The sequence below is a fragment of the Pseudomonas edaphica genome (assembly GCF_005863185.1).
GTDB classification, from domain to species: domain Bacteria; phylum Pseudomonadota; class Gammaproteobacteria; order Pseudomonadales; family Pseudomonadaceae; genus Aquipseudomonas; species Aquipseudomonas edaphica.
Genome location: NZ_VBVZ01000272.1, coordinates 1 through 8084, shown reverse-complemented (window position 1 = coordinate 8084; position 8084 = coordinate 1). Strand labels below are relative to the sequence as shown.

Genomic DNA, 8084 nt, shown 5'->3' with positions numbered 1-8084 from the left:
GGCGCCTTGGTACAGCACGGGGCCGGTGGGTTGTCCGGTGGGTGAGCCGCCTTGTGGCTCCAGGCTGACGGCGAGGGTCGCGGGTGCAGTCAACAGCGCCTGCTGTTCCTTGCTCAGCTGGATTCGGCCTTTACCCGAGCTCGGCACCAGGCCCAGGGAGACGGGTTTGCCACCGGCCGCAATGACCCACAGTTCCAGGGCACGCGTCGGCTCTACGGCGGCCAATGTGAGTGGCTCGACTTGCAGGTGATCGCCAAACGCCTGGACCTGCAACGCCGGTTGCTGGTTGGCAGCCACCAACGTGGCGTTGTATTCGGCGCCGATGTCCCGCTGATACAGCACGCCCACCAGCACTGCGACAACTACCGCACAGGCAGCGGCCAGCAGGCGAAAACTCATCCAGAATGGTTTCTTCGCCGGCACGTGCAGCACTTGCGGCTCAATGCGTGCCTTGATGCCTGCCCACACATGATCCGGCACCGGCCGCTCGGGCACGGCGCCAGTCAGGCTGGCGAGGGCATCCTGCCAATGGCCGAGTTCGACGCGCAGCGCGGCATCGTCCAGCAGCAGGTTTTCAAAGCGCCGACGGGCAGTGGCGGGCATCAAACCGATGGCGTAATCGGCAGCGAGGGCGCGGCGCAGGGTGGTGGTTTGGTAGTTCATGATTCAAGGCACCTGCGCAGGCGCTCCATGCCGCGGCGAATCCAGGATTTGACCGAGCCCAGGGGCGCCGCCAAGTGGTCGGCCAGTTCCGAGCACGACAGGCCCTGGAAGTAAGCCACGGTAATCGATTGGCGTTGCATGCCGTCGAGGGTGTCGAGGCAGCGGTTGAGGGCGCGGGCTTCGCGCTCACTGTCGAGCTGTTCGTAGGCGCTGGGGCTGTCGTCGAGCATGGCGTCTTGCTGGCCCTCAGCTAATGGCTGTTCGCGGTGTTTGCGCAATTGGTCGATGGCCAGGTTGCGGGTGATGTTGACCATCCAGGTCATCGGCGCGGCCAAATGGGCCTCGTAGCGCGAAGCGTTGTACCAGATACGCACAAAGGCCTCCTGCAGCACTTCTTCGGCCAGGTCTGCGCGCCCCATGAAACGAAACGCGACACCGTGCAGCCGTGGCGAAACACTGCGGTAAAGGGTCTCGAACGCCTGTCGGTTGCCCAGGGCACATTGGGCCAGCAAGGGCTGCAACGGGTCAGCATCATGAATGGAAATAGGGCTTCTCCAGGCTCTCGTTCGAGGGCGACGGGACTGCGCACGGTAGGCAGAGGGTAGTCCAGCTTGAGCATTCATTCCATCCGACTCCGGGCGGCGCTTGTGGGATATACGCGCGCGGGGAACATTTGGATGCAGATTTTTCTGAACTAATCTGCAGGTGGGAACATTCCTTCGGGACTGTCAGTCAAACGCCTGCTTTTAGCTCCTACATTCAGAGGTTGTCTTGATGAAGATTTCACGCGGTTTTGCCCTGTCCTGCCTGTTGACCGTGGCCGCCAGCCCGGTGTTTGCCGCAGGTTTCAGCCTCGGTGACGTGGCCAATGCCGTCTCCGGTGCCCAGGGCAGCAACAACAAGGCGGCGGCTGCGGCGCCTAGCTCTGAGACCGCCGGCCTGCTGAGCGCCTTGACCTCGCAACTGAACATCACCCCCGAACAAGCCGTGGGCGGTACTGGCGCCATGCTGGGCCTGGCCAAGAACAAACTGAGCGGTACCGACTACTCGCAACTGGGCAAGAGTGTGCCGGGCCTGGATCAACTCTCGGGCAGCAACTCCCTGGGTAGCCTCGGCGCGTTGAGCGGGATGCTCGGCCAGAGCGGCGGCAGCAAGACCAGCGGCCTGGACGGGTTGTTGGGTAACGTGAAGAGCACCAACGACCTGAACACCGCCTTCAGCGCGTTGGGCATGGACAGCGGCATGGTCAGCCAATTTGCCCCGGTGATCCTCAAGTACCTGGGCGGCCAGGGCGCCAGCGAATCGGTGCTGGGCAAGCTGGCCTCGGCCTGGGGTACTGGCAGCTAAAGCGACTCTGCGCGCAGTTGTGCGATGCGCGCATCCTTCTCCATCCAGAGCTGGTTCACCCAGTTCTGGACGGTCTGGCGAAACGCCGGGTCATTCTCGTAATCCCCTTGCCACAACGCCGGGTCCAGCTCACGGGTGCGGATATCAATGATCACCTTGGGCACTGTGCCGCAGATCAAGTCCCAGAACCCCGGGATCTTCTGCTGCGGGTAGACCACCGTCACGTCGAGGACCGCGTCCAATTTCTCACCCATGGCCGCCAGCACAAACGCCACGCCACCCGCCTTGGGCTTGAGTAAGCGGGCAAATGGCGAATCCTGCTGCTTGCGCTTGGCCTCGCTGAACCGTGTGCCCTCCAGATAATTGACCACCGTCACCGGTTGGCGCTTGAACAGCTCGCACGCCTGCTTGGTGATCTTCAAATCCTGGCCCGCCAGTTCCGGGTGTTTGGCCAGAAAGGCCTTGGTGTAGCGCTTCATGAACGGGTAATCCAGCGCCCACCAGGCCAGGCCGAGGAAGGGCACCCAGATCAGCTCTTTTTTCAGGAAGAATTTGAAGAACGGCGTACGCCGGTTGAGCGCCTGGATCAGCGCGGGAATGTCGACCCAGGATTGGTGATTGCTGATCACCAGGTAAGACGTATCGCCGCGCAGTTCGTCGCCGCCACGAATGTCCCATTGGGTGGGGATGCACAGCGCGAAAATCAGTTTGTCGATCTCGGCCCAGGTCTCGGCGATCCACATCACGGCCCAAGAGGCGTAGTCGCGAAAGCGGCCGGGCGCTACCAGCTTGAGCAGGGCAAACACCATCAACGGGCCGAACAGCACCAGGGTGTTGAGCAATAACAGCAGTGTGACAAAACAGCCGGTGAGCAGGCGGCGCATAAGTAACTCTTGGAGTCGGGTGGACGGGCCATGATAAGCAAGCTGAGTCTAGAGGCCAAATCGCAAATTGCTGCACGAATGTGAGCTGGCGCGGAGCGTCCAGAGCTGCATTCCCACGCAGAGCGTGGGAACGATCTAACTAAACAACGCTTTTGCGGTCTAGAATCCGCCTACTTCTTTCCAAGGAAATCACTTCGTGAAACTGCTCCTTGCCTTACTCGCCCTGGCTGCCGTGCCTGTCATGGCCGCCGAACCGACCCTCTACGGTCGCTACGAATACATCCAACTGCCGGAGATCGGCCAAACCTTCAAGGCCAAGATGGACACCGGCGCGCTGACCGCTTCGCTGTCGGCCCGCGATATCGAAACCTTCCAGCGCGATGGCGACGACTGGGTGCGCTTCCGCCTCGGCGGCAAGGACGCCAGCGACAAGGTCTACGAACACAAAGTCTCGCGCATCAGCAAAATCAAAAGCCGCGCCGATGAAGACGAGGACAAGGACGAAGCCACCGTGGCCAAGCGCCCGGTGATCGACCTGGAAATGTGCCTGGGCAACGTCAAGCGCACCGTCGAGGTCAACCTCACTGACCGCAGCAGTTTCAACTACCCGTTGCTGATCGGCGCCAAGGCCCTGCGTGAGTTCGGCGCGGCGGTTAACCCGGCCCGTCGTTACACTGCCGACAAACCGGACTGCTGATCGAGCCTATGCCGCACATCCTGATTGTCGAAGACGAAGCGGCGATAGCCGACACGCTGATCTTTGCCCTGCAAGGCGAGGGGTTCACCACTACCTGGCTGAGCCTTGGCCAGGAGGCGCTGGCGCATCAACGCCAGACGCCTGCCGACCTGATCATCCTCGACATCGGCCTGCCGGACATCACCGGCTTTGAGACGTGCAAGCAACTGCGCCGCTTCAGTGAAGTGCCGGTGATGTTCCTCAGTGCGCGCGACGGCGAGATTGACCGGGTGGTGGGCCTGGAGATCGGCGCCGACGATTATGTGGTCAAGCCGTTCAGCCCACGGGAAGTGGCGGCGCGGGTTCGGGCGATTCTCAAACGCGTCAGCCCAGGTGCCGCGCCGGCCGTGTTTCAGGTCGATCTGGAGCGCATGCAGATCAGTTATCGCGGCCAGGCTTTGAGCCTTACGCGGCATGAATTTCGCCTGCTGCAAAGCTTGCTGGAGCAGCCCGAGCGGGTGTTCAGCCGCGAGCAATTGCTCGACGCGGTGGGCGTGCCGGCCGATGCCGGCTACGAGCGCAATATCGACAGCCATATTAAAAGCCTGCGCAGCAAACTGCGGGGCATTGCGGCGGATGCCGAGCCGATCCAGACCCATCGTGGCCTCGGCTACAGCTACAGCCCGAGCCACAGCTGATGCGCCTGGGGCTGCGGATCTTCCTGGTGTATGCGCTGTTTATCGGCCTCACCGGTTACTTTGTGCTCAACACGGTGATGAAGGAAATCCGCCCCGGCGTGCGCCAGTCCACCGAAGAAACTTTGGTGGACACGGCGAACCTGCTGGCTGAGATCCTGCGCGATGACGTAAAAAATCATACCCTCGGCCAAAGCCACTGGCCTGAGTTGCTCAAGGCCTACGGCAATCGCCAGCCCGGCGCGACCATCTGGGGCCTGCCGAAAAACCAGGTTAACCACCGCATCTACGTGACCGACGCCAACGGCATCGTGCTGCTCGATTCCACGGGCGAAGCGGTGGGGCAGGACTATTCACGGTGGAACGACGTGTACCTCACCTTGCGGGGTGAGTACGGCGCCCGTTCCACCCGCAGCGAGCTGGACGATCCCACTTCGTCGGTGATGCACGTGGGCGCGCCGATCCGCGACAACGGGCAAATCATCGGCGTGGTAACGGTGGCCAAGCCCAACAGCTCGTTGCAGCCTTATGTGGATCGCACCGAGAACCGCTTGCTCTGGTACGGCGCCGGGTTGGTGGTTTTGGGCCTGCTGTTGGGCGCATTGCTGTCGTGGTGGCTGAGTGTGGCGCTGCATCGGCTCACAGCGTATGCGCAGGCGGTGAGCGAAGGGCGCCGGGCCGAGTTGCCGCATTACCGTGGCGGCGAACTCAAACAGCTGTCCACCGCTGTGGAGCACATGCGCACGCAGCTGGAAGGCAAGGCCTACGTGGAGCATTACGTGCACACCCTGACCCACGAATTGAAAAGCCCGCTGGCCGCCATTCGCGGCGCGGCGGAATTGTTGCAGGGCGATATGAGCCGCGAGCAGCAGCAGCGTTTTATCGGCAATATCGACAGCGAAAGTGCGCGCTTGCAGCAGTTGATCGAGCGATTGCTTAACCTTGCCCAGGTGGAGCAGCGCCAGGGTTTGGAAGAACAGACCCGCATGCCGTTGGCGGCCTTGGTCGACGAGGTACTCAAGGCGCAATGTGCACGAATCGAAGGCGCCGGCCTGCAGGTCGAACAGACGATAGCGGCGGATGTGAAGGTGTTCGGTGAGCCTTTCCTGCTGCGCCAGGCGCTGGGCAACCTGCTCGATAACGCCTTGGACTTCACACCGCCCGGCGGCACCTTGCGATTCAGCGCACAGGCGCAGCATAACGACGTGCAGGTCAGCCTGTTCAATCAGGCTGCGCCGATTCCCGACTACGCTTTGCCGCGCTTGAGCGAGCGTTTCTACTCGTTGCCGCGCCCGGTCAGTGGGCGCAAAAGCACCGGCCTGGGCCTCAATTTTGTCGAAGAAGTGATGAAGCTGCACGGCGGCGCATTGCAGATCGGCAATGTGCAAGGCGGCGTGCAGGTGGTGCTGCATCTCCACACAGTCTCCACAGTGCCCACATAAATCTCCCACAGGCGCGGTTCACGCTCTGCCCATCCAAACAGGGAGAGCCCCATGAACCGAAGCCTGCTGTTCAAACTTGGCGCCATTGCGCTGCTGATGCTGCTGTTGCTGATTCCGCTGCTGATGATCAACGGCATCATCAGCGACCGCCAGCAACTGCGCGACGGCGTATTGATGGACATCGCCCGCAGCTCCAGCTACAGCCAGCGCATTACCGGCCCAGTAATGGTAGTGCCCTATCGCAAGACCGTGCGCGAGTGGAAACTCAATGAAAAGCTCAACAAACGCTACGAGGAAACCCGTGAAGAGCGCGGCCGTCTGTATTTTTTGCCGGACCGCTTTGAACTCGACGGCAAGGTGCAAACCGAACTGCGATCGCGTGGCATCTACCAGGCGCGACTGTTCCATGCAGACAACCGCATCAGTGGGCGTTTCGAGTTGCCAGCGCAGTTGGGCATTACAGAAAACTTTGCCGATTACCGTTTTGAGCCTGCGTTTCTGGCGGTGGGTATCAGCGATATTCGTGGCATCGAAAACGCCCTGAAGCTTGAGCTGGGCAGCCAGCGCCTGGCGTTCTCGCCAGGCTCGCAAGTGGACTGGTTGGGCGAGGGCGTGCATGTGACGCTGCCCGCGCAGGACAGCAAACAACCGAGCGTGGTGGACTTCGCTTTTGACCTGCGCCTGCAGGGCACCGAACAGTTGCAAGTGGTGCCGGTGGGCAAGACCAGCCAGGTGTCACTCGCGTCCAACTGGCCGCACCCCAGTTTTATCGGCAACTTCCTGCCGGCGCAGCGAGAGGTCACTGACAAGGGCTTCAGCGCCAATTGGCAGACTTCGTTTTTCTCCACCAACCTCGAACAAGCCCTGCAAACCTGCCTGGACCGCCAGGGCTGTGAAGACTTCACCAACCGCAGCTTTGGCGTGAACTTCATCGACCCGGTGGACCAGTACCTCAAGAGCGACCGCGCGATCAAATACGCGCTGCTGTTTATCGCCCTGACGTTTGCCGGCTTCTTCCTCTTCGAAGTACTGAAGAACCTCGCGGTACACCCGATTCAGTACGCGTTGGTGGGCTTCGCGTTGGCGTTCTTTTACCTGCTGCTGTTGTCGTTGTCCGAGCACCTGGGCTTTGCGTTGGCCTACCTGATCTCGGCGAGTGCCTGTGTATTGTTGATCGGCTTTTATGTGTGCCATGTGCTGCGCAGTGTTGTGCATGGCCTGGGCTTTTCGGCGGGGTTGGCGGCGTTGTATGGCTTGTTGTACGGGCTGCTGAGCGCTGAAGATTACGCGCTGCTGATGGGCTCGCTGCTGCTGTTCGGGCTGCTGGGTACGGTGATGGTGCTGACGCGCAAACTGGATTGGTATGGCGTGGGCAAGCGCAAAGGTCGGGAGGTGGCGCAATGATTGGGTTGCGTGAAGATCAGCAGGTGCGCGCGCAATTGGTCGGAAAAATCAATGCGTTATTTTATGCGGCAAATGGGCTTTGTGTGGCGAGCGGGCTTGCCCCGCGTTGGGCTGCGCAGCAGCCCCAAAACCTGCCACAGGGGCGTTTCTGGTACACCGCGTTTTGCTTGACTGGGGCCGCTTCGCGGCCCAACGCGGGGCAAGCCCGCTCGCCACAAGGGATCGTGTTTCATCCCGTTAGAGCGGTGGCTGAGTCTCCAGCATCGAAGGCCGTTGGCTGACCTCGGCATACCAGTCGGCAAGCTTGGGGTTGCTGGCGCGCCATTGCAGGTCGGGGTGGCGAAAGTCCAGGTAACCCAGGGCGCAGGCCACGCTGATGGCGGCGATGTCGAAGTGGCTGGCCAGTTCGGCAATCGCATCGCTTTCCAGCTCGGCGAGGGTGCGGTGGATCTTGTTGCGCTGCTCCTCCAGCCATTGGTCCCAGTGTTTTTCTGCCGGGCGCATGGCGGTCTCGTAACGCACCAGCACGGCGGCATCCATGATGCCGTCGGCCATCGAGGCGAGGGTGAGGCGGCGCCAGCGGGCCGAGCCGTCACGCGGGATCAGCGGGTTGCCGACGTGCTGGTGGTCGAAGTAATCGAGGATCACCCGGCTGTCGTGCAGCACCGAGCCATCGGCCAGGCGCAGGGCCGGTATCTTGCCCACGGGGTTGTCCTGCACCACCTGTGCGTCGGGGTTGACCGGCGTCGGCATGCAGCCATGCAAGGCCACGCGGTGCTGCTGGCCGGTCTCGATCAGCAGCACGCGGACTTTGCGAACAAAGGGTGAAGCGGGGTTGTGAAACAAGGTCATGCTGGGCGCGGACATGGGCATTCCTCGGAAATGGCAGGGCTAGCCTAGTAGGATTGTGGTTGTTTTTGAAGGCCCTATCGCAGCGGTGCGACGACTCGACAAGCCAGCTCCCACACTTGAC

Annotated in this window: 9 protein-coding genes; 5 read left to right on the top strand and 4 right to left on the bottom strand. The window is 61.6% G+C overall.

Annotation, left to right across the window (positions count from 1 at the left end):
- The coding region (locus tag FEM54_RS18185) for an anti-sigma factor (protein ID WP_138452297.1) at positions 1-663 on the bottom strand (663 nt) is incomplete at its 3' end.
- The gene (locus FEM54_RS18180) at positions 660-1286 is read right to left on the bottom strand and encodes a sigma-70 family RNA polymerase sigma factor (protein ID WP_017137999.1); all 627 of its coding nucleotides are present in this window, start codon (positions 1284-1286) and stop codon (positions 660-662) included. The genes FEM54_RS18185 and FEM54_RS18180, both read right to left, overlap by 4 nt.
- A gap of 151 nt (positions 1287-1437) precedes the next feature.
- Here FEM54_RS18180 and FEM54_RS18175 point away from each other — a divergent pair, with 151 nt between their 5' ends.
- Positions 1438-2010 carry a DUF2780 domain-containing protein gene (locus FEM54_RS18175; RefSeq protein ID WP_017138000.1) on the top strand — a complete coding sequence of 191 codons (573 nt, stop codon included), beginning with the start codon at positions 1438-1440 and terminating at the stop codon, positions 2008-2010.
- Here the strand turns inward: FEM54_RS18175 and FEM54_RS18170 are convergent.
- Complete coding sequence (locus FEM54_RS18170; protein WP_138452295.1) at positions 2007-2894, bottom strand: acyltransferase; 888 nt, start codon at positions 2892-2894, stop codon at positions 2007-2009. The genes FEM54_RS18175 and FEM54_RS18170 overlap by 4 nt on opposite strands.
- Positions 2895-3090: 196 nt before the next feature.
- Here FEM54_RS18170 and rloA2 point away from each other — a divergent pair, with 196 nt between their 5' ends.
- The 4 genes from rloA2 to creD are packed head-to-tail and all read left to right on the top strand — an operon-like array spanning position 3091 to position 7111.
- Complete coding sequence (gene rloA2 / locus FEM54_RS18165) at positions 3091-3591, top strand: retropepsin-like aspartic peptidase RloA2 (RefSeq protein WP_138452293.1); 501 nt, start codon at positions 3091-3093, stop codon at positions 3589-3591.
- Between the two features lie 8 nt (positions 3592-3599).
- Entirely contained in the window at positions 3600-4268 is a 669-nt protein-coding gene (creB, locus tag FEM54_RS18160) for a two-component system response regulator CreB (RefSeq protein ID WP_017138003.1), read from the top strand.
- Positions 4268-5707: a two-component system sensor histidine kinase CreC gene (gene creC, locus FEM54_RS18155; RefSeq protein ID WP_017138004.1), complete on the top strand. Its 1440-nt coding sequence runs from the start codon at positions 4268-4270 to the stop codon at positions 5705-5707. The genes creB and creC overlap by 1 nt, the downstream gene beginning before the upstream one ends.
- 51 nt (positions 5708-5758) lie before the next feature.
- Positions 5759-7111 (top strand): cell envelope integrity protein CreD, encoded by a 1353-nt coding sequence (gene creD / locus FEM54_RS18150; protein ID WP_099550394.1) that lies wholly within the window; start codon positions 5759-5761, stop codon positions 7109-7111.
- A gap of 237 nt (positions 7112-7348) precedes the next feature.
- Here creD and FEM54_RS18145 read toward each other — a convergent pair whose 3' ends face one another.
- A complete protein-coding gene (locus FEM54_RS18145; protein ID WP_138452291.1) occupies positions 7349-7978 on the bottom strand; it encodes a glutathione S-transferase family protein in 630 nt (209 codons plus the stop codon).
- Positions 7979-8084 lie beyond the last annotated feature (106 nt).

Coding starts and splice junctions, on each gene's coding strand:
- FEM54_RS18180 (WP_017137999.1), bottom strand. CDS start 1,286: ATGAATGCTCAAGCTGGACTACCCTCTGCCTACCGTGCGCAGTCCCGT.
- FEM54_RS18175 (WP_017138000.1), top strand. CDS start 1,438: ATGAAGATTTCACGCGGTTTTGCCCTGTCCTGCCTGTTGACCGTGGCC.
- FEM54_RS18170 (WP_138452295.1), bottom strand. CDS start 2,894: ATGCGCCGCCTGCTCACCGGCTGTTTTGTCACACTGCTGTTATTGCTC.
- creB (WP_017138003.1), top strand. CDS start 3,600: ATGCCGCACATCCTGATTGTCGAAGACGAAGCGGCGATAGCCGACACG.
- creC (WP_017138004.1), top strand. CDS start 4,268: ATGCGCCTGGGGCTGCGGATCTTCCTGGTGTATGCGCTGTTTATCGGC.
- creD (WP_099550394.1), top strand. CDS start 5,759: ATGAACCGAAGCCTGCTGTTCAAACTTGGCGCCATTGCGCTGCTGATG.
- FEM54_RS18145 (WP_138452291.1), bottom strand. CDS start 7,978: ATGTCCGCGCCCAGCATGACCTTGTTTCACAACCCCGCTTCACCCTTT.